Origin of the sequence: Pseudomonas sp. RC10-4-2 (assembly GCF_050433085.1) — a bacterium.
Taxonomy (GTDB): domain Bacteria; phylum Pseudomonadota; class Gammaproteobacteria; order Pseudomonadales; family Pseudomonadaceae; genus Pseudomonas; species Pseudomonas aeruginosa.
In genome coordinates this window covers 240,125-260,196 of record NZ_JBNPXX010000005.1, presented here as the reverse complement: position 1 = coordinate 260,196, position 20,072 = coordinate 240,125, and the positions used below count along the sequence as shown (strand labels likewise).

The following is a 20,072-nucleotide window of genomic DNA, read 5'->3' as shown; positions in this document are numbered from 1 at the left end:
GTTGGAAGGAAATCTCGATCATGGGCTTCAGGTCCGGGGATCGCCGAAATGAATGTTCAGGCGTCCCATGCGATAGATCAGGGTTCGTCGCGGCAGACCCAGTTCGCGCGCGGCGAGGGTCTGGTTGCCAGCGTTCCTGCGCAGGCAGGCGAGCAGCAGGTCCCGTTCGATCTGCTCCAGATGCTCGCGCAGCTTGAGCGGCGCCTCCGCTTCCGGGGGCGCGCGCAGGGAAAAGTGTTCGGCCAGCAGCATCTCGCCTTCGCAGAGCAGTACCGCGCATTCCACCAGTCCCTTCAGCTCCCGAACGTTGCCGGGAAAGCCATAGCCGTCGAGCAGTTCCAGCGCTTCCGCGGACCAGCCCAGCGGCGCGCGGCGCAGGAACACGCAGGCGCGTTCGGCGAAATGCCGGGCCAGTTCGAGGGCGTCGCCCTCGCGCTGGCGCAACGGCGGCAACTCGATGGGAAACTGCGCCAGCCGGTAGTAGAGGTCTTCGCGGAACTTGCCATCGCGGACCAGCAGGGCGAGGTCACGGTGGGTAGCGGCGATGATGCGTACATCGACCTTGTGCGTGTCGTTGCCGCCGAGCGGGCGAATCTCGCCTTCCTGCAACACGCGCAACAGCTTGGCCTGGAGCGACAGGGGCATGTCGCCGATTTCGTCGAGCAGCAGGGTTCCGCCATCCGCGGCATCGAACAACCCGGGACGATCGCGCTCGGCACCGGTAAAGGCGCCCTTGCGGTAGCCGAACAGCTCGCTTTCCAGCAGGTTTTCCGGAAACGCCGCGCAGTTCTGCACCACGAACGCCTGTGCTCGCCGCGGGCCGTACTCGTGGATCGCCCGTGCGACCACCTCCTTGCCGGTACCGGTCTCGCCCTGCAGCAACACGGTATAGGGGTTGTGCAGGACCTTGCTGATCAGGCGGCAGGTCTCACGCATCGCCGCGCTCCTGCCGATCAGCCCGTAGCCGCTGACCACCGGCGCGCTGGACGGTCCCTGCGGCTCGCCGGAGGGTTGCGAGAGGCGTTGCAGCAGATGCAACTGGGCCAGCACGAACGAGCCCAACTGGCCCAGTGGATGGGCGAATCCCTGCAGGTCCAGTGGGCGCCGGGTGGCGCAGACCACCATGCCCTCGACCGTTTTCTCCGGGCTCACCAGCGGAACGCAGAGCAGGGACAGCCAGGGCTGCTCCCCTGCCGGCAGGAAGCCGGTCTCGTGCAGCCGCGACGGCAGGTCGACGAGACTGACCACGCGGTTCTGGCACAGGGCGAACTGCAGCAACTGCTCGCCGGTGTAGTCCGCCGGCAGGCTCGACGGCTCCAGCGCCTGCAACAGGCCGTCCCGGTATTCGGCGTTGAGGGTGAGCGCGGTATGGGTCTGGTCGAGCAGATACAGCTGGCTCAGCTCGCAGCCGCTGAGTTCGCCGACTGCGCGTGCGAAACCGCCCAGCAGGGCCGCGATGTCGGTTTCCCGCGACAGCGCGCCGAACTGAGCGAGCAGGGCTTCGGCGAAGGCCAGGGGTTGCGGTACGCGGCTGAACATCGCACCCACCTCAGGCGAACTCGCAGAGCACGCGGCCGTGCTCGCCCAGCGTCGCATGGACCCGCTCGAGACGCTCGTCGCGCGCCATCGCTTCCAGCAAACGGTCGGCCACCAGCGGCAGCAGGTGCGTGTCCAGCAGGTGGTCGATCAACCGTGCGCCGCTGTCGCTCTGGGTGCAACGCTCGGCCAGGTGGCCCACCAGCGCCTGGCTGTAGTCGAAAGCCAGTTGACGGCGCGCCAGGCGCTCACCGAGGCGTTGCAGCTTGATCTCGATCAGCTCGCGCAGTACCGGGCCGCCCACCGGGTAGTAAGGCACCACGCGCATGCGCGCCAGCAGCGCCGGCTTGAAATGCCGGCTGAGCGCCGGCCGGATGGTTTCCTCCAGGAGTTCGGCGGAAGGCCGCGCGCCGTCCTGGCAAAGCGCGGCGATGTGCTCGCTGGCGAGGTTGGAGGTCATCAGGATCAAGGTATTGCGGAAATCGATCTCGCGCCCTTCGCCATCGTTGGCCACGCCCTTGTCGAAGATCTGGTAGAACAGGTTGAGCACGTCCGGATCGGCCTTCTCCACCTCGTCCAGCAATATCACCGAATAGGGCTTCTGGCGTACCGCCTCGGTGAGCATGCCCCCCTCGCCATAGCCGACATAACCGGGCGGCGCGCCGATCAGGCGCGAGACGGTGTGCTTCTCCTGGAACTCGGACATGTTGATGGTGGTGATGAAACGCTCGCCGCCATACAGCAGGTCGGCCAGCGCCAGCGCGGTCTCGGTCTTGCCCACCCCGCTCGGGCCCACCAGCAGGAACACGCCGACCGGCGCATCGGGCTTGTTCAGCCCGGCCGCGGTGGCGCGCATCGCGCGGTCCAGGGCGCTGACCGCCTGTTCCTGGCCACGGATCCGCGCCCGCAGGTCGTCAGCGAACCCCATCACCTTGGCGTTGTGTTCCCGCGCCAGTTGTTCCACCGGTACGCCGGTCCAGGCGCCGATCACCTCGGCAACCAGGCGCGGGCAGACCTCGAAGCTGACCAGCCGCCCCTGGGCCTGGGCATCGGCGAGTGCCTGGCGGGTTTCGTGAAGGGCCTTTTCCAGGGCTTCGACACCGCCATGCTCGTCGGCCGGGAAAGTCTCCGCGTTCGCCTCGCCGCCCTGCTCTTCCCGGTTCGCCTCGCGGGCCCTGGCCAATTGTTGGCGCAGGGCGAGCAGGCGCTCGGCGAGTTCGCGCTGGCGGCTCCACTGGTCCTCCTGTACGTGCCGCTCGCTTTCCGCCTGGGCCAGGCGCTCCTCCAGCGCCTGCAGGGCATCGTGGTCGATCGGCAGGCCTGCCTCGGCATCGCGGCGCAGGGCCTGGCGCTGGCGCTCGCCTTCGGCCAGCTCGCCGCGCAGGCGCTCGAGACTCTCCGGCGCCGCCGCCAGGCTGATGCGTACCCGCGCACAGGCGGTGTCGAGGACGTCTACGGCCTTGTCCGGCAACTGGCGACCCGCCAGGTAGCGGGCGGACAGTTCGGCGGCGGCCACCACCGCGTCGTCGCGCAGGTAGATACCGTGGCTTTCCTCGTAAACCCGGGCCAGGCCACGCAGGATCGTCACCGCCTCGGCAACGCTCGGCTCATGCAACTGCACGGGCTGGAAGCGCCGGGCCAGCGCCGGGTCCTTCTCGAAATACTTCTTGTATTCGGCCCAGGTCGTCGCCGCGATGGTGCGCAACTCGCCACGTGCCAGGGCCGGCTTGAGCAGGTTGGCGGCATCCGAGCCGCCGGCCTGACCGCCCGCGCCGATCAGCGTATGGGCCTCGTCGATGAACAGGATGGTCGGCCTGAGCGCTGCCTTCACTTCGTCGATGACGCCTTTCAGGCGCCGCTCGAACTCGCCCTTCACGCTGGCACCGGCCTGCAACAGGCCCATGTCGAGGGACAACAGCTCGACGTCCCTCAGCGCCGGCGGCACTTCCCCTGCGGCGATCCGCGAGGCCAGGCCTTCGACGATGGCGGTCTTGCCGACGCCGGCCTCGCCGACCACGATGGGGTTGTTTTTCCGCCGACGGGCCAGGATGTCGACCATCTGGCGAATAGCCCCGTCGCGACAGAGCACCGGATCGAGCTTGCCGTCGCGCGCCTGCTGGGTAAGGTTGTGGGTGAAACGCTGCAACAGGGACTCGCCGCCGCCCGGCTTGCCGCTGAGCGCGCCCTCCAGCGGCTGCGAGAGCGCGAAATCCTTCAACCGCTCGATGTCGAGCCGCGCCAGCAGCGGCTGGTAGCGGCTGCCGGCATAGCGCAACGGGTTGCGTAGCAGGGCCAGGATCAATGCTGCCTGGTCGATCTGGCTACGGCCCAGTTCGAGGTTGGCCAGCAACAGCGCATCCTGCAGCCACTGCACCAGCTCGGGCGCGAACACCGGATTGCGCGAGGCACTATGCTCGCCCCGCGCTTGCAACGCGGCGTTGAGTTCGCCGGCGTCCACCGCGGCATCCTGCAGGGCGCGCGCCAGCAGTCCCTGGGGACGCTCCAGCAGGCCCAGCAACAGGTCCTCCACCAGTACCTTGCTGCCGCCACGGGCTACGCAGCGCTCGGCCGAGCCTTCGAGGTCGCGCCGGGTGTCGGCATCCAGCGCCTGAATCAGTTGTTGCAGGTCTACGTTGATCATGCTCATCCATCCTTAATGAATCTTGCTGCCCAGCGTCACCACGCCATCCGCGCGCTCCCGGCCCAGCCAGCTGGTCCAGCCAAGGCGGCAGGCGTTCTGCGCGCCGATGCGGAACTCACGGATTTCCTCGTGGCGCAAGACCAGCCGGATGTCGTAGTCGAGCGGGTCGCGCAGGGTGAAGCGAACCAGCGCGCAAAGCGGCTGGTAGCCGGGACCGATCGGCAGGAACTCGTGGAAGCGCTGCCAGTCGAGCTGGCGGATATGAATGCGGAACTTGCCGCTGCGGTCGCGGACCCGTTCGCCCAGCACCGCGTCTTCGCCAAGCTGGCTGTTGAACAGGCCGAGCCGGTTGCGCTGCTCTTCGAGGATCGCGACGCGCCGTTCGATACACTGCTCGGCGACCAGTTCGGCATGCTTGAAGTAGTAGCGCAGCACCGACTCGATCAAGGCCGCCGAGTGCGCCCGCAGGCTGAGCAGGCCCAGGTAGGGTAGCAGGCGTTTCCAGTTCAGTTCCCTGGCCTTGCGGATCTCTTCCCCGCCCAATCCGACGAGGGCGAACAACTGAGCGGAGAACGCATCGCTCGCGCCGCTCTGGAAGCTCACCCGGTAGCGGTACTTGCGCCAGATCGGCAACAGCAGCCGATGCAGGCGGTGATGGAAGAGATCGAGGAAGTTCCGCGTAGGATTGCCCTCCTCGCTGTCGCCCAGGGCCTGCTCGCTGTAGAACGCCGGCAACGGCGAACTGGCACCGAACAAGCCGATCAGGTTGAAACGCAGCCGCGCCCGCAGCATGCCGCGCTCTTCGAAGAACTCCACCCGATCGACATCGCTGCCCGGGAAACCGAGGCTAGGATTGGCCTGGAATTCCAACTGATCGTAGAGCGCCTCGTCTCCCAGGCCGGGATGTTCCTGGCGCAGGCGATCCATGACCAGCAGGACCGCCTGGAACAGCGAGTACTCGCGAATGCCCCGGGCCAGCGCGCTTACAGCAGGGGCTGCAAACCCATGCGCGGTTTCCATTGGTACACGTCTCCCTGTGTGCTCCTCACCCGCAACTCGTGGTAGGAGTTGATGCTGGCGTAAAGCGCGAAAAATTCGTTCAGAACCGAAGCGAACACGAACAGGTCGCCCTCGCCGATGTAGCCTTCCGGATCGATCGTCAGCTCGGTACGCAAGCCGCGCAGCGGCAGGCCCCGATGCAGGCGGTCGACATGCTCGTGGCGGACCGACTTGAGCCCGCCCAGCAGGCGCTTGCTGACCTTCGCCGCATGCTGGTCGTAGTAGCGCGGCAGGTCGTAGGTTTCGAGGATCACCTTGAGCGCGTCGACGTTGGCCAGCGACAGGTAGTTGAGCGACATGTTGCTGATCAGTTTCCAGAGGAAATCGCGGTTCAGCGGCGGCGCGTAGCTCGGCGTCGCCGGGGTGATATTGCGGAAACCGAGGAACTCCGGCGTGCCTTCGCAGGCGACGCAGATATCGCCCAGGCGCAGCCGTTGGGGCAGGTTCTGGTTGGTGCAGGTCAGTTCCACCGACAGCGTCTCGATCTGCTCGGGATGGCGGATGCCGAAGCTCAGGTAGGTGTCCAGGCCATCGTGCAGCAACGAGGTCCGTTGCCGGACGCTGTAGTGGGGCCGTGCTTCCGGGACGTCGAAGCTGGGATCGTGCTCGAAGGACTCGAACGGTACGTAGGCCTGGTAGCCGAGCCCGCCCGGCCGCCAGCCGGTGACGCCCTCTACCGAGAACACCCCGCAGTCCTCCAGGCTGTATTCGGCCGGCATCAGCAGGTATTCGTCCTGCTTGCCGTCTAGGCGGATCGGCAGCGCATCGTGGCGGAACAGGTTGGCCACCGGCGTACAGTACAGCTTGACGTTCTCCAGCGTCGGGTGCAGGCGCTGGATGCCGCTCTTGCGGATATCGAAGCGCAACTCGAGGCCGCGGACCTGCTTGAGGGTTTCCTCGGGCAGCGCGCCGAGCAGGTCAAGGCCATCCACGTCGACGAACAGGAACTTGTCCTGGAACGCGAAGTATTCCTGCAGGTAGCGATAGCCACGGAAGGTATTCAGCGGATAGGGAATCAACGCCTCGTCTTCGACGAACCCCACCGGCTGCACCCGCTCGCCCGTCAGGCGGAACGACATCGGCTTGCCGGCCACGCCATCCAGCGGCCGCCCATGGGCGTCCAGCGGAATCAGCTGGATGCTCTCCAGGTTGCGCAGCAGGCACAGGTAGAGCATCTGGCTGATGTAGCGCTCGCCGGCCAGGTGCAGGCGCAGCCGACTCAGGCCCAGCTCGCCGAGATGCCCGTCGCAGTTCATCGCCAGGCGCAGGCCGAGCAGCGCACCCTCGCCGGTCACCGAATAGTTGAGCGCCTCCAGCACCAGCGGCAGGACCTCGGTGGCGTAGCAGGTACGGAAGCGACAGGCGACCTCGCCCACCGGCCGGCTCTCGACCGGCGTATCGCGCTCCACGCGCAGCGCCCCGCCCGGGCGGGTCAGGGGGTCGAACTGGAGAATGCTGAAAGCCGGCAGCGGGCGCATATAGTTCGGCCACAGCAGGTGCATCATCGAGTGACTGAGTTCCGGCAACTCGTCGTCCAGCTTCTGCCGCAACCGCCCGGTCAGGAAGGCAAAGCCCTCGAGCAGGCGCTCGACATCCGGATCGCGTCCGACCTGCCCGAGAAACGGGGCCAGGGCCGGGCTACGCTCGGCGAAACGGCGCCCCAGCTGGCGCAGTGCGGTGAGTTCGCTCTGGTAGTAATGATTGAAGGACACGGCTTACCTGCTGGATATCGTTTCACTGATGGCAGTCGTCTGACCGCTGCCGCCAAAACCGCAATGACATTTCTGGCCTGAAGATCGGAAACCCACGGTGTCCGTTGTCTTTCCGTAATCGACCCGATTCGCGCCCATCTCAGAAGACCTCATGGACGAACCAGGCATCGAAGCGGTACAGCACCAGGCCGAGGCGTCACCCTGGCGGGCCGCCGCGAGGCCGTCGAAGAACACGTCGGCGGAACCGACGACGATTGGATTGCTGCCGTGCCCGGGGAGCGGACAAGCGGTTGGATCGGAAACGCGGGCTGCGGGTTTGCCGGACATCGAAACCTCCTTAGCTGACCTTCACCTGGCCGCTGCCATCCAGGCATGCGGAAAAACTCACCTGGCGCTTGAAACCTTCCACCTCCAGCAACCCTTCGATGCTGAAGGCCAGGCGGAGCTGGTCGTTGTCGCGTGGCAGGGAAACGACACGCACGTCGCTCAAGCGCGGTTCGTAAGCCTCGATGAAACCTTCGATGGCCGAGCGGGCCTGGCTCAGGGAGTCGTGCAGGCTCAGGCGCATGTCGTTGAGATCGGGCAACCCGTAGTCGGACAGCGTCTGCACGCTGCCCGCCCGGGTGCTGAGCATCTTGCCCAGATGGGCAGCCACCGACGCCATGGCGGAAACCTCGCGGCTCCAGCCGACGCGCTTATCCGCGTCGCCGTTCAGGCGCTCGAACAGGCTGCCGTATCCAGTCATGGAAAGCTCCGCTTACTCTTTGTCCAGCTTGCCGACCAGCGACAGGGTGAAGTCCGCCCCCATGTACTTGAAGTGCGGGCGCACGTTCAGGCTGACGCGGTACCAGCCCGGCTCGCCCTCGACGTCACTGACGATGATCTGTGCAGCGCGCAGCGGGCGACGGCCGCGCACTTCGGCGCTGGGGTTTTCCTGGTCGGCGACGTACTGGCGGATCCACTTGTTCAGCTCCAGCTCGAGGTCGGTACGCTCCTTCCACGACCCCAGCTGTTCGCGTTGCAGGACCTTCAGGTAATGGGCCAGGCGGTTGACGATCATCATGTACGGCAACTGGGTGCCGAGCTTGTAGTTCAGCTCCGCGGCCTTGCCTTCGGCGCTGATGCCGAAGAACTTCGGCTTCTGCACCGAGCTGGCGGAGAAGAACGCGGCGTTGTCGCTGCCCTTGCGCATGGTCAGGGAAATGAAGCCTTCCTCGGCCAGTTCGTACTCGCGGCGATCGGACACCAGCACCTCGGTGGGGATCTTGGTCTCGATCTCGCCCATGCTCTCGAAGTGGTGCAACGGCAGGTCCTCTACCGCACCGCCGCTCTGCGGCCCGATGATGTTCGGGCACCAGCGATACTTGGCGAAGCTGTCGGTCAGCTTGGTGCCGAAGGCATAGGCGGTGTTGCCCCACAGGTAATGCTCGTGGCTGTTGGCCACGGTCTCCTTGTAGGCGAACGACTTGACCGGATTCTCTTCCGGATCGTAGGGCGTGCGCAGCAGGAAGCGCGGTACGGTCAGCGCCACGTAGCGGGAATCCTCGGACTGGCGGAAGCTCTGCCACTTGGCGAACTGCGGGCCTTCGAAATGATCCTTCAGGTCCTTCAGGTCCGGCAGGCCGGTGAAGCTTTCCAGGCCGAAGAACTTCGGACCGGCGGCCGCCACGAATGGCGCATGGGCCATGCAGGCCACGCTGGAGACGTATTGCATCAGCTTGACGTCGGGCGAACTGGGCGACATGTAGTAGTTGGCGATGATGGCGCCGACCGGCTGGCCACCGAACTGGCCGTATTCGGCGGTGTAGATGTGCTTGTACAGGCCGGACTGCATCACCTCGGGCGAGTCCTCGAAATCGTCCAGCAGGTCCTGCTTGGAAACGCTGAGAATCTCGATCTTGATGTTCTCGCGGAAGTTGGTGCGGTCGACCAGCAGTTGCAGGCCGCGCCAGGCCGACTCCAGCGCCTGGAAATCGGGATGATGGAGAATCTCGTCCATCTGCGTGCTGAGCTTGGCGTCGATCTCGGCGATCATCCGGTCGACCATCGCCTTCTTCACCGGCTCGCCGTCGTTCTGCGGCTTGAGCAATTCCTCGATGAAGGCGGAGACGCCGCGCTTGGCGATGTCGTAGGCCTCGTCGTCCGGGCTCAGGCGGGTCTCGGCGATGATGCTGTCGAGAATGTTGTATTCGCCGTTCTGGTTCCGGCCTTGCTGTGCGGCACTGGTGCTCATGTATCTGCTTCCTTGGCTAGGGGGTGGCTCAGGCGTCCTGGGAGGGGGCGGCGCTCAGCCCCAGCTCGCCCAGCACACGGCTACGGGACTCGTCGTCGGCGAGTACGCTTTCGATGGCCTTGCGGAACGCCGGGGCGTTGCCCAGCGGGCCCTTGAGGGCCACCAACGCATCGCGCAACTCCATCAGCTTCTTCAGCTCGGGCACCTGCTCGACGATGCTGGCCGGGTTGAAGTCCTTCATCGAGTTGATCTGCAGCCCCACCGCCAGCTCGTCGCTGCCGCCCTCCTCCTGGAGACGATTGGGTACGCTCAGCGTCAGCCCCAGCTCCTGCTTGGCCAGGACCTCGTCGAAGGTCATCTTGTCGATGCCGATCGGCTTGCGGTCCTCCACCTTGCGCTCATCCATGCGCTGGGTGTAATCGCCGATCGCCAGTAGCTTCAACGGCAGTTCGATTTCTTCCTGGGCACCGCCAGTGGCGGGCTTGAAGGTGACGTTGATGCGTTCCTTTGGGGCTACCGAGCCTTCTTTGGCCATGGCTTTTTCTCCTTGAGAATTGAGGGCGCGAAGCCCTATTCGAGCACCACCTCGAGATCGAGGTGGCACAGCCTGCGATAAATGTCTTCCTTGCGTTCTCGCACGGCGTGGTTCTGCGGCAACAGCTCGCAGCAGCTATGCAGCAGGTGCAGTACATCCAGCGTCAGATCGGGCTCCCAGGCGTGCAATCCCGATTCGTGCAACTGATGGTCGAGGCTCTCCAGCTGGGTCTTGGCCAGCTCGTACTTCTTCGCCAGGAAGCACAGTCGCGCGAGGCTCAGTTGCCAGAAGAACCGGGCGCGCCCGCCGTGGGCGCGCTTCATGCCCTGCTTCAACACCTGTACCGCCGCCTTCAGGCCGTCCTTGCGCAACACCGGCTGGACCTCGTCCAGGGCGACGTCCCATTCGGCCTGCAGGGCCACGGTCTCGACCTTGCGCGGCGCACTGTCGTTCTGGAGATGGGGCATGACATGGGCGCTGATCCAGCCGCGGGTGGCCGCATCGGCGAATGCGCTGCCATCGTGGAAACGCAGCTCCACCAGCCCCGGCAGACGCTGCAGGAGCAAGGCGAAATGCATTTCGACTTCCCGCATCGCCTGCTCGGCGTTGAGCCCTTGCAGGCACTCCCAGACCAGGCGCTGGCCGTCGAACCAGAACGGCGCCCGTGCCAGGCTCGCCTCCAGCTCCACCAGGAGATCGGCGTACAGGCCCTGGGCGAAACGCTCCTGGTAGCTTTTCAGCTTGTCCGCCGGCACTCCCCTTAGCGCGGTGACCTGTTCGGCATTGCGCTCGGGCATGGACTCGATGGGCAGCCAGAGCATCGTTCGGTTGAGGCGCAGCGCGCGCAGATCGGTGGCTTTCTGCTTCAGCCACCAGGCGCACAGAGGGCGTGCGGCCTCCTGCTGGGCGCGCATGGCCTTGTGGGCGTCGCGCTCGTTGTCGATGGGCGCACCCGGCGCCAGCAACTGGCTGGCCGCCTGCTTGACCTGGGCCACCACGGCGCCGACCACGCCAGGTTCGGGCTGGTTGTCGGCGGCGCGCTGGAGCATGCCCGAAAGGCGTCGGCTGATCGGCAGCAACAAGGGCGCGTCGTCGCCCAGTTGCGCGGTCAGCGCGGTATCGAGTTTTTCCAGGTGCTCGGCGAGACGCCGGAACAGGGGGAGTTGCTCCTTGATCGGTACGTTTTCGTTCAGCGCCTGCTCCAGCCGGGGCACCAGCCAGCCAATGGCCGCGGCGCGAGTGCGCGCCTTGAGCGGATGGATCTCGACCCAATGCCGGCTGCACAGACGTTCCAGCAATCCCAGTCCGGCCAGCAAACCGGGAAAGGATTCCCGTTGGTAGAGGGCCCAGGTCAACCAGGCTGCAACACGCAGGTCCTTGGATTGGGCACGAAGCAGCGCTTCGCTGTTTTCCAGGATTTTCAACCAGTCGGTCTGGCCGTTCTCATGGAGCGAGAGCGCCTTGCCCAGCTCATTTTCCAGCGCCTCGTATTCGCTGGAAAAACGCACATCCTCACCCGCAAAGACATCCTTTGAAATCGGCTGTTCCGCGAGTTCCAGATAATGCGAGGAGAGCTTGCTCGAATAGGTCATCCTAACCCTTCAATGCACACCATGTGCGCCAATGAATATCTTAACAATTCAACTAGTTGGCATAAAAACCGAACGAAAATCCCAATAGTCTGAAGAGCTCTTTGCCTTTTCCATGAAAACAACATAAAAACTGGCAAGCAACAGGACATTCCCTCTTTGGGAATTTTCCTATTCATTGATACGAATCAATGAAAGATTTTCAGCCAAACGTCAGGCGTCTGCGTCCATGCCCTTTACGGCTTGGCTATAGCCATCATAACGACATTGATGGCCATTTGGAAAACCCTACCAAAACAGGTAGTTAACAATTTATAAAAAATAAGGCAGGCAGTATGGATTCCTCCGGAGAGCCTCGAAACATAGGCCTTCCAAGCGGACCAACAGCTGATTTAGAGCGTAATAGCGATTGTGCAAGAAGTTGCACAATGAAAACCAAGAAACATCCCCAATAACAGTCCACAGCCCTTGAAAATACTGGCCTGAACACTACTGCGCAAAAAGTTGCACAGCACTGCGCAACTTCTTGCTCAATTCACTTGTTATTTTTCTTTTCAGAATGAGACATGGATAACAATCAGCCATTGGATGAGATTGATTAAAAGAGCCATGAAAGACTGGCACGGGAATTGTTAGGGAAATTAATCGAGATGGGCGGTCCCATGGCCACCGGCGAGGAAGTTGCGCCGTGACCGACTGCAGGCGGGACGCACCGCTGCGTTTACCCTGGGCACGCCCGTACCGCACCGGCTGGGCGGAAATCGATAGCGACCCGAGCAGTCAGGAAAGCAGGATTCGATGACCGCCGCAGCGCCTATCGCCAAGCCCTCGATGACCAACTTATGCGGTAGGCCGCGTACGGCGACTACAGAGAATTGCGCACCGCTTACCCGCTCGACAGTGCTGTGCGCCTACTGGCGAGAAAGCTGCCCGACAGTAGTCGGGTCGGCTAGCGCGGCCAGTCGGTCGATGCCCTCCTGGGCATCGACCTCAACGGCCAGTAACTGACCCGCCACCAGCGCAGCGCCGGGTACCAACAGCAGCGCCAGGAAAGCGAGCTACGAATAATCAGGAAAAACGCGCATCCAGCCCGATGCATAAAAATTTCGCTCTACCCGAAACTCCCGCTCATGACAGAAATCACTGCCTCGCCAACCGCTGATCGAAGCTCCCCTCAATCCAGCATCCCCACATACCCCGGCACCTCCCCCACTCGCTTGATCCACGCGCGGATCGCCGGGTAGGCCGTCAGGTCGAAGCCGCCTTCATGGGCGACATGGGTGTAGGCGTAGAGGGTGATATCGGCGATGGAGAACTGTTCGCCGACCAGGAATGGCGTGCGCGACAGCTGTTTCTCCATGACGTCGAGGGCCTTGTAGCCGCCGATCTTCTTCTCTTCGAACTCGGCGCGGCGGGCTTCCGGGAGGCCGAGGTAGAGCTTGATGAAGCGCGCCACGGCCACATAGGGCTCATGGCTGTATTGCTCGAAGAATTGCCATTGCAGCACCTGGGTGCGCAGGCGCGGTTCGCTGGGCAACAGGGCGCTGCCGTCGGCGAGGAAGTTGAGGATGGCGTTGGACTCCCACAGGCAACTGCCGTCCTCCAGCTCCAGCACCGGTATCTTGCCGTTGGGGTTCTTCGCCAGGAACTCCGGGGTCTGGGTCTCGCCCTTGAGAATGTCCACCGGTACCCACTGGTAGTCGATGCCGAGCAGCGACATGGCCAGCTTGATCTTGTAGCAGTTGCCCGAACGGTAATCACCGTAGACCTTGTACATCGTGTCGCTCCTCGGATCGGATGGCCGGCGCCCCGGAAGGAGCGCCGATGAGGGTTCAGGCCGCTTCGGCGGCCTGGGCGTCGCGGACGACCTTGGCCAGGCGCCGCAGGCCTTCGTGCAGGCGCTCCGGGGCGACGTGGCTGAAGTTCAGCCGCAGACGCCCGAGGTTCTGCTCCGGCTCGGCGAAGAAAGGTTCGCCGGGCATGAATGCGACATCGGCGGCCAGCGCCGGCTGGAGCAGGGTGCGGGTATCCAGCGGCTGCCTGAGGGTCAGCCAGAAGAACAGCCCGCCCTCCGGGATATTCCATTCGGCCAGCTCACCGAAGTGCTCCAGCAGCGCCTCCTGCATGGCGTCGCGGCGGACCCGGTAGAACTCGCGCAGTTCGGCCAGGTGCTGGCGGTAGGCCTCGCTGCCGAACCATTGCAGCGCCTGCCACTGCCCTACCCGGTTGGTATGCAGGTCGGCCGACTGTTTCAGCCGCAGCAGGTGGGGGAACAGGTCCGGGGTGGCGATCAGGAAACCGACGCGCAGGCCCGGCAGCAGGGTCTTCGACACCGTGCCGGTATAGATCCAGCTGGACTTGCGCAGGCGGCTGACCAGCGGGGTTGCGCGGCCCTCGTCGAACACCAGTTCGCGATAGGGTTCGTCTTCGATCAGGGTCACGCCGAATTCGTCTAGCAGCGCCGCCACCGCGTCGCGGCGTTCCTCGCTGTAGCGCACGCCGGACGGATTCTGGAAAGTCGGGATCAGGTAGGCGAAGGCCGGCTTGTGTCGCTCCAGGCGCTGCCGCAGGGCAACCAGGTCGGGGCCCTCGGCACCCAGCGGCACGGTCACGCAATCGGCGCCGAACAATTGGAAGGCCTGTAGCGCGGCGAGGTAGGTCGGCGCCTCGAGCAGCACCTCGGTGCCCGGATCGATGAACAGCTTGCTGGCCAGGTCGAGGGTCTGCTGCGAACCGCTGACGATCAGCACCTGGCTCGCCTCGCAGGGGACGCCGAGGGCACGCGCTTCGGCGGCGATGGCTTCGCGCAGGGCAGGCTCGCCTTCGCTCATGCCGTACTGGCCCATGGAGGCCGGCATCTGCTCCCACTGCACCTTCGGCAGCATCGGCTCGGCCGGCAGCCCGCCGGCGAACGACATCACCTCCGGACGCTGCGCCGCGGCAAGGATTTCGCGGATCAAGGAGCTTTTCAGGCGGGAGATGCGTTCAGAGAAGGCCATGGGATCACCGGTAGCGTAGGCGGGGAAAAATGAGTCAAACTGCTTGACCGAAACTACGATGCCGCACCCGGAAGCGTCAATATGCCTGACCTGAAAAACCACGCCGTCCAGCAGCAGGCCATGATGGAAGCCTTCTTCTTCGCGTACCAGGCCTTCACCACCAAGCCTGACGAGATGCTCGCCCGCCGCGGCCTGGGACGTGTGCACCACCGCGTGCTGTTCTTCATCGCCCGCTATCCGGGCCTCAGCGTGAAGGAACTGCTGGCCCTGCTCGGCGTGACCAAGCAGGCGCTGAACATCCCGCTGCGCCAGTTGCTGGAAATGAACTTGATCGGCAGCGCCACCGCCGACGACGACAAGCGCAAACGCCTCCTCGGCCTCACCGCCGAGGGCGTGCGGTTGGAAAAGGCGCTGCGTCGCGAGCAGTCGCGGCTGCTCCAACGCTGCTTCGAGGAAGCCGGCGGCGAAGCGGTCTCCGGCTGGCTGGCGGTCAATCGCACCCTGGCTCGGGCGCATGCAGGCAGCCGCGGCGAAGCGGCGACGGAGGCCGCCGACTGACGCCCCATGGGCCTGGCGCATGGACGCTCGACAAGCCGACCGGCTGCCCGCTAGCTCCGCTCCAACTCCCGCGCCGCGCGCCAGCAGGCCAGCGCCATGGCCAGGGTGGCGGCCAGCAGCGGCAGTACCGCCAGCACCAGCAACAGCAGCGAAGCCAGCATCGCGCCGCCGGCGATGTCCAGCCAGGCCATGATCCGCAGCGACGGATAGAGGTTTTCCTGCTTGAGCAGACGCAGGCCCAGCCAGAGGGTGGTAGCGCCGATCAGCGCAAGCAGCGCGAAGTACACCAGCGCCTGCCAGTTCCAGCCCTGCAGCGCATCGTCGGTAACCGCCAGCAGGCTCCAGCCCTCGCCCAGCAGGGTCAGGAGAATCGACAACCATACCGGCCAGGCCAGCGAGGGGCCGCGAAAGCGCGACTCGACCAGGTGCTTGAGCCGCAGCAGCAGGTAGGCGCCGAGCAGGCTGAGGAGCAGGCCCAGCCAGTCAGCGTAGACCCCGAACGCGGCGCCATCGCCGAATGCCTCCAGCAGGCTGAGCACCATCAGCACCACGCCGCCGGCTATCGAGGCCAGGCAGAGCCAGGCGAGGATGCGCAGTTGCGCGGGCGTCCAGCGCCGGCGGAAAGCATCCGGTATGCCCTGCTCGACCAATTCGACACGCGGCGTGGCGTAGGGGTTTGCATCCATGGCGAAGCTCCTCGGCAAATGCCGGGAAGTTACCAGCTCCGCCAGCTTCCGGCAGCTGCGACTGTATGGCCAACTATGTCCGCGGCTGTACCGGGACAGCCCCTGGCCGGCTGTTTAGGCTGCGCAAAACAGAAAAAGATGATCGGCACTCCGCGCCTCGCGCAACCTGCCCCGTGGCTCCGCCCACCGCCGTGCCCGGTCGTCCCGCACACTCCATGGAAGTATCCGGCATGACCGAAACCACCCAGCCCCAGCCTCGTCTGCGTCCGTTCGCCGACTCCTCTCCCGCCGCCGTGGTGGCCGGCTTCGTCGCCATGCTCACCGGCTACACCAGCTCGCTGGTACTGATGTTCCAGGCCGGGCAGAACGCCGATCTCAGCAGCGCGCAGATTTCCTCGTGGATCTGGGCCCTGTCGATCGGCATGGGCCTGGCGACCATCGGCCTGACCCTGCGCTACCGGGTGCCGATCGTGATCGCCTGGTCCACCCCCGGCGCGGCGCTGCTGATCAGCAGCCTGCCCGGAGTGCCGTACAGCGAGGCGATCGGCGCCTTCATCGTCTGCGCCCTCCTGATCACCCTGTGCGGCGTCACCGGCAGCTTCGAACGCCTGATGCGCCAGGTTCCCTCCTCGCTGGCCTCGGCGCTGCTGGCCGGGGTGCTGTTCCGCATCGGCATCGAGATCTGCAACGCCGCCGAGCAACAGACCCTGCTGGTGCTGGCGATGTTCTTCAGCTATCTGCTGTGCAAACGCTTCTCGCCGCGCTATGCGGTGTTCGCTGCGCTACTGGTGGGGGTGCTGCTGGCCGGGATACTGGGCCAACTGGACTTCAGCAGGTTCCGCCTGGAACTGGCGGTACCGGAGTGGACCACGCCGAGCTTCTCCCTGGCCGCCACCATCAGCATCGGCATCCCGCTGTTCATCGTCGCCATGGCTTCGCAGAACATGCCCGGCATCGCCGTGCTGCGCGCCGACGGCTACCAGGTGCCGGCCTCGCCGCTGATCTCGAGTACCGGCATCGCCTCGATCCTGCTGGCACCGTTCGGCTCCCACGGGATCAACCTGGCGGCGATCAGCGCGGCGATCTGCACCGGTCCCTCGGCCCACGAGGACCCGCACAAGCGCTATACCGCGGCGCTCTGGTGCGGCTTCTTCAACTGCGTCGCAGGAACCTTCGGCGCCACCCTGGCAGCGTTGTTCGCGGCGTTCCCCAAGGCACTGGTACTGTCCATCGCCGCCATCGCCCTGCTCGGCTCGATCATGAACGGCCTGGCCAACTCGATGGCCGACGAGCGCCAGCGCGAGGCCGCGCTGGTGACCTTCATGGTCACCGCCTCCGGCTTCACCCTGCTGTCCATCGGCTCGGCGTTCTGGGGCCTGGTGGCCGGCCTGCTGACTCAGTTCGTGCTCAACTGGCGGCGCGGCTGACCGACCTCAGTCCGGCGCCGTCACGGGCGCCGGCGCGGCCTGGTGGCCACGGCTGACCCACCAGCCGAAGGCCGCCGCGGTGAAGAACATCAACACCCCGTAGATCGCCGGCGGAATCGCCATGGTGCTGTTGTTCAGCAGGCTCGGACTCAGCGCCAGGGCGATCGCCAGGGTGCCGTTGTGGATGCCGATCTCCATGCCGATGGCCACCGCCTGGGCCTTCGGCAGGCGCAGCAGGCGCGGTACCCAGTAGCCCACCGCCAGGCTCAGCAGGTTGAAGGCCAGCGCGGCCAGCCCGACCACCGGCGCGTAGGTGACGAAGGTCTGCCAGTCCTTGGCCAGCGCCAGCAGGATGATCACCAGCAACAGCAGCGCGGAAAGGATCTTCACCGGCTTCTGCAGCCGATCCGCCACGGCCGGCAGGCGGTTGCGCACCAGCATGCCGATGGCCACCGGGCCGAGGACGATGACGAACACCTGCATGACCTTGCCGAACTGCAGGGGAATCGCCTGCCCGTCGCCCATGAAGTATTGCAGCGACAGATTGACGATCAGCGGCATGGTGAGGATGGCGATCACCGAATTCACCGCGGTCAGGGTGATGTTCAGTGCCACGTCGCCATGCGCCAGGTGGCTGTAGAGGTTGGCGGTGGTGCCGCCGGGCGAGGCCGCCAGCAACATCATGCCGACCGCCAGGGCCGCCTCCAGGGCGAAGCCCTGGACGATCAGGAAACAGGCCAGGGGCAGCAGGACGATCTGGCACACCAGGCCGACCAGCACCGGCTTCGGGTAGCGCACCACGCGGAGGAAGTCGGCCGGGGTCAGGGACAGTCCGAGACCGAGCATGATGATGCCCAGGGCGATGGGGAGGAACAGGGTCAGGATGGGATCGGCGGTCATTATTGTTATTGCTCCGATGCGATGGAGACGGGCTCAGGCCCCGGATTCTCGACCCAGGTTAGTCCCCCGGCAGTGGCCTGGCGCGCCAAACCGCGTGCCGACCTGTAACAGAATGCGAATGCCCCGCGCCGGGGCATCCCGGTTGTATCGCCGCCCGCTCAGATCGCCGTCGCCCCGCCGTCCACCGGCAAGGCGATACCGGTGGTGAAGCCTGCGTTGTCGCTGCACAGATAGAGCACCGCGGCGGCGATTTCCTCGACCCGCCCGACCCGACCCAGCGGATGCATCGCGGCGGCGAACTCGGCCTTGCGCGGATCGGCCTCGTAGGCGCGGCGGAACATGTCGGTGTCGATCACCGCCGGACACACGGCGTTGACGCGGATGCCCTTCTTCGCGTACTCGATCGCCGCCGATTTGGTCAGGCCGATCACCGCGTGCTTGGAAGCAGCGTAGATGCTCATCTTCGGCGCCGCGCCGAGCCCGGCGACCGAGGCGGTGTTGACGATCGCGCCACCGCCCTGGGCCAGCATCAGCGGGATCTGGTGCTTCATGCACAACCAGACGCCCTTCACGTTGACAGCCATGATGGCGTCGAACTCGGCTTCGTTGCCGTCGGCCAGCTTGCCCTGCTCGATCTCGATACCGGCGTTGTTGAAGGCGTAGTCGAGACGGCCGTAGGCCGCCGCGCAACCCTCTACCAGCGCCTTGACCTCGGCGTCGCGGGTGACGTCGCAGCGAATGAAGACGGCTTCGCCTCCCGCCTGGCGGATCGCTTCGACCGTGCCCTCGCCGCCGGCGCTGTCCAGGTCGGCGACCACCACCTTGACCCCGGCGGCGGCGAAGGCCAGCGCGGTAGCGCGGCCGATGCCCGCCGCACCGCCAGTGACCAGTGCGACCTGGCCGGAAAGAAGTTTGCTCATCTGCTGCTCCTCGGAGAATCGCCTTCCGCCAACCGCGACGGAACCGGGCCGCGCCAGTCTAGCCAGGGCCGGCGCAAGGCATAGCACTATCAGGGGACTGGAGGATGGGCCATCCAGCCCGCTGATAAGACTGATGGCGGCGAATCATCGGCATAGATGACCGGTCATTTCCGCACTCGCCTTCGCTTGCCGCCGGCGCCGGCGCCAGCTATCCCTAGGGGCCTGTTTCCCGACATTCGAGTGCCCTGCCATGACCTCCCAGATCAATCGGCAATACCAGTTGGCCCAGCGTCCCAGCGGGCTGCCCGGCCGCGACACCTTCAGTTTCGTCGAAACCCCGCTCGGCGAACCGGCCGAGGGCCAGATCCTGGTGAAGAACGAGTACCTGTCGCTGGACCCGGCGATGCGCGGCTGGATGAACGACGCCCGCTCCTACATCCCGCCGGTGGGGATCGGCGAGGTGATGCGTGCGCTCGGCGTCGGCAAGGTGCTGGTTTCGAAGCACCCCGGCTTCCAGGCCGGCGACTACGTCAACGGCGCCCTCGGCGTGCAGGACTATTTCATCGGCGAGCCCAAGGGTTTCTACAAGGTCGACCCGTCCCGCGCGCCGCTGCCACGCTATCTCTCGGCGCTGGGCATGACCGGCATGACCGCCTACTTCGCGTTGCTCGACGTCGGCCAGCCGAAGAACGGCGAGACCGTGGTGATCTCCGGCGCCGCCGGTGCGGTGGGCAGCGTTGCCGGGCAGATCGCCAGGCTCAAGGGCTGCCGGGTGGTGGGCATCGCCGGCGGCGCCGAGAAATGTCGCTTCCTGGTCGAAGAACTGGGCTTCGACGGCGCCATCGACTACAAGAACGAAGACCTCGCCGCCGGACTCAAGCGCGAATGCCCGAAGGGTATCGATGTGTTCTTCGACAACGTCGGCGGCGAAATCCTCGACACAGTGCTCACCCGCATCGCCTTCAAGGCACGCATCGTCCTCTGCGGGGCGATCAGCCAGTACAACAACAAGGAAGCGGTGCGCGGCCCGGCCAACTACCTGTCGCTGCTGGTCAATCGGGCGCGCATGGAAGGCATGGTGGTGATGGACTATGCCCAGCGCTTCCCAGAAGGCCTGAAGGAGATGGCCACCTGGCTGGCGGAAGGCAAGCTGCAATCGCGCGAGGACATCGTCGAAGGCCTGGAGACCTTCCCCGAAACGCTGCTCAAGCTGTTCAGCGGGGAAAACTTCGGCAAGTTGGTGTTGAAGGTCTGAGGTCCGCCGCCGGCGCGAAGAA

16 protein-coding genes and 1 pseudogene are annotated in these 20,072 nt (G+C 65.2%); 3 read left to right on the top strand and 14 right to left on the bottom strand.

The features are described 5' to 3' along the window. Positions 1-27: 27 nt before the first annotated feature. The 11 genes and pseudogenes from FHW81_RS22485 to FHW81_RS22435 form a co-directional block, all read right to left on the bottom strand. The gene (locus tag FHW81_RS22485) at positions 28-1,539 is read right to left on the bottom strand and encodes a sigma-54 interaction domain-containing protein (protein WP_023090643.1); all 1,512 of its coding nucleotides are present in this window, start codon (positions 1,537-1,539) and stop codon (positions 28-30) included. Positions 1,540-1,549: 10 nt separating this feature from the next. Further along, positions 1,550-4,183, bottom strand: coding sequence for a type VI secretion system ATPase TssH (gene tssH, locus FHW81_RS22480; RefSeq protein WP_073669358.1), 2,634 nt, complete (start codon positions 4,181-4,183; stop codon positions 1,550-1,552). 6 nt (positions 4,184-4,189) lie between these two features. Then, positions 4,190-5,197, bottom strand: a complete 1,008-nt coding sequence (gene tssG, locus FHW81_RS22475) for a type VI secretion system baseplate subunit TssG (protein ID WP_003097804.1) — start codon at positions 5,195-5,197, stop codon at positions 4,190-4,192. Continuing rightward, positions 5,161-6,948 (bottom strand): type VI secretion system baseplate subunit TssF, encoded by a 1,788-nt coding sequence (tssF, locus tag FHW81_RS22470; RefSeq protein WP_009876213.1) that lies wholly within the window; start codon positions 6,946-6,948, stop codon positions 5,161-5,163. Before tssF ends, tssG begins: the two co-directional genes overlap by 37 nt. A gap of 159 nt (positions 6,949-7,107) precedes the next feature. Beyond that, positions 7,108-7,275, bottom strand: a pseudogene (locus tag FHW81_RS22465) (PAAR domain-containing protein); the annotation flags it as partial. Between the two features lie 10 nt (positions 7,276-7,285). Then, on the bottom strand, positions 7,286-7,693 hold the full coding sequence (gene tssE / locus FHW81_RS22460) for a type VI secretion system baseplate subunit TssE (protein ID WP_003097809.1): 408 nt from the start codon (positions 7,691-7,693) through the stop codon (positions 7,286-7,288). Between the two features lie 12 nt (positions 7,694-7,705). Continuing rightward, positions 7,706-9,181 carry a type VI secretion system contractile sheath large subunit gene (gene tssC / locus FHW81_RS22455; RefSeq protein WP_003087596.1) on the bottom strand — a complete coding sequence of 492 codons (1,476 nt, stop codon included), beginning with the start codon at positions 9,179-9,181 and terminating at the stop codon, positions 7,706-7,708. Between the two features lie 28 nt (positions 9,182-9,209). Beyond that, positions 9,210-9,716 carry a type VI secretion system contractile sheath small subunit gene (gene tssB, locus FHW81_RS22450; RefSeq protein ID WP_034054344.1) on the bottom strand — a complete coding sequence of 169 codons (507 nt, stop codon included), beginning with the start codon at positions 9,714-9,716 and terminating at the stop codon, positions 9,210-9,212. A gap of 35 nt (positions 9,717-9,751) precedes the next feature. Further along, positions 9,752-11,308: a type VI secretion system protein TssA gene (tssA, locus tag FHW81_RS22445; protein ID WP_034052475.1), complete on the bottom strand. Its 1,557-nt coding sequence runs from the start codon at positions 11,306-11,308 to the stop codon at positions 9,752-9,754. 1,171 nt (positions 11,309-12,479) lie between these two features. Further along, entirely contained in the window at positions 12,480-13,082 is a 603-nt protein-coding gene (locus FHW81_RS22440; RefSeq protein WP_003097816.1) for a glutathione S-transferase family protein, read from the bottom strand. Between the two features lie 55 nt (positions 13,083-13,137). Further along, the gene (locus FHW81_RS22435; protein WP_003097818.1) at positions 13,138-14,304 is read right to left on the bottom strand and encodes a PLP-dependent aminotransferase family protein; all 1,167 of its coding nucleotides are present in this window, start codon (positions 14,302-14,304) and stop codon (positions 13,138-13,140) included. A gap of 81 nt (positions 14,305-14,385) precedes the next feature. Between FHW81_RS22435 and FHW81_RS22430 the strand changes: the two genes are divergently transcribed. After that, entirely contained in the window at positions 14,386-14,862 is a 477-nt protein-coding gene (locus tag FHW81_RS22430) for a MarR family winged helix-turn-helix transcriptional regulator (protein WP_003097819.1), read from the top strand. Between the two features lie 50 nt (positions 14,863-14,912). On the opposite strand, the gene FHW81_RS22425 is transcribed toward FHW81_RS22430, so the two are convergent. Beyond that, entirely contained in the window at positions 14,913-15,548 is a 636-nt protein-coding gene (locus FHW81_RS22425; protein ID WP_034054343.1) for a hypothetical protein, read from the bottom strand. A gap of 230 nt (positions 15,549-15,778) precedes the next feature. Here FHW81_RS22425 and FHW81_RS22420 point away from each other — a divergent pair, with 230 nt between their 5' ends. Continuing rightward, positions 15,779-16,975: a benzoate/H(+) symporter BenE family transporter gene (locus tag FHW81_RS22420; RefSeq protein WP_023090646.1), complete on the top strand. Its 1,197-nt coding sequence runs from the start codon at positions 15,779-15,781 to the stop codon at positions 16,973-16,975. A 6-nt stretch (positions 16,976-16,981) separates the two neighbouring features. Here FHW81_RS22420 and FHW81_RS22415 read toward each other — a convergent pair whose 3' ends face one another. Further along, positions 16,982-17,875, bottom strand: a complete 894-nt coding sequence (locus tag FHW81_RS22415) for a bile acid:sodium symporter family protein (protein WP_003097823.1) — start codon at positions 17,873-17,875, stop codon at positions 16,982-16,984. A 158-nt stretch (positions 17,876-18,033) separates the two neighbouring features. After that, positions 18,034-18,795 carry an SDR family oxidoreductase gene (locus tag FHW81_RS22410; protein ID WP_003117742.1) on the bottom strand — a complete coding sequence of 254 codons (762 nt, stop codon included), beginning with the start codon at positions 18,793-18,795 and terminating at the stop codon, positions 18,034-18,036. A gap of 250 nt (positions 18,796-19,045) precedes the next feature. On the opposite strand from FHW81_RS22410, the gene FHW81_RS22405 reads away from it, so the two are divergent. Beyond that, on the top strand, positions 19,046-20,050 hold the full coding sequence (locus FHW81_RS22405) for an NADP-dependent oxidoreductase (RefSeq protein ID WP_003097826.1): 1,005 nt from the start codon (positions 19,046-19,048) through the stop codon (positions 20,048-20,050). Positions 20,051-20,072: the final 22 nt, after the last annotated feature.

Bases quoted from the DNA above. Each gene is read 5' to 3' on its own strand.
- FHW81_RS22485 (WP_023090643.1), bottom strand. From the start codon at position 1,539: ATGTTCAGCCGCGTACCGCAACCCCTGGCCTTCGCCGAAGCCCTGCTC.
- tssH (WP_073669358.1), bottom strand. From the start codon at position 4,183: ATGAGCATGATCAACGTAGACCTGCAACAACTGATTCAGGCGCTGGAT.
- tssG (WP_003097804.1), bottom strand. From the start codon at position 5,197: ATGGAAACCGCGCATGGGTTTGCAGCCCCTGCTGTAAGCGCGCTGGCC.
- tssE (WP_003097809.1), bottom strand. From the start codon at position 7,693: ATGACTGGATACGGCAGCCTGTTCGAGCGCCTGAACGGCGACGCGGAT.
- tssC (WP_003087596.1), bottom strand. From the start codon at position 9,181: ATGAGCACCAGTGCCGCACAGCAAGGCCGGAACCAGAACGGCGAATAC.
- tssB (WP_034054344.1), bottom strand. From the start codon at position 9,716: ATGGCCAAAGAAGGCTCGGTAGCCCCAAAGGAACGCATCAACGTCACC.
- tssA (WP_034052475.1), bottom strand. From the start codon at position 11,308: ATGACCTATTCGAGCAAGCTCTCCTCGCATTATCTGGAACTCGCGGAA.
- FHW81_RS22440 (WP_003097816.1), bottom strand. From the start codon at position 13,082: ATGTACAAGGTCTACGGTGATTACCGTTCGGGCAACTGCTACAAGATC.
- FHW81_RS22435 (WP_003097818.1), bottom strand. From the start codon at position 14,304: ATGGCCTTCTCTGAACGCATCTCCCGCCTGAAAAGCTCCTTGATCCGC.
- FHW81_RS22430 (WP_003097819.1), top strand. From the start codon at position 14,386: ATGCCTGACCTGAAAAACCACGCCGTCCAGCAGCAGGCCATGATGGAA.
- FHW81_RS22425 (WP_034054343.1), bottom strand. From the start codon at position 15,548: ATGGATGCAAACCCCTACGCCACGCCGCGTGTCGAATTGGTCGAGCAG.
- FHW81_RS22420 (WP_023090646.1), top strand. From the start codon at position 15,779: ATGACCGAAACCACCCAGCCCCAGCCTCGTCTGCGTCCGTTCGCCGAC.
- FHW81_RS22415 (WP_003097823.1), bottom strand. From the start codon at position 17,875: ATGACCGCCGATCCCATCCTGACCCTGTTCCTCCCCATCGCCCTGGGC.
- FHW81_RS22410 (WP_003117742.1), bottom strand. From the start codon at position 18,795: ATGAGCAAACTTCTTTCCGGCCAGGTCGCACTGGTCACTGGCGGTGCG.
- FHW81_RS22405 (WP_003097826.1), top strand. From the start codon at position 19,046: ATGACCTCCCAGATCAATCGGCAATACCAGTTGGCCCAGCGTCCCAGC.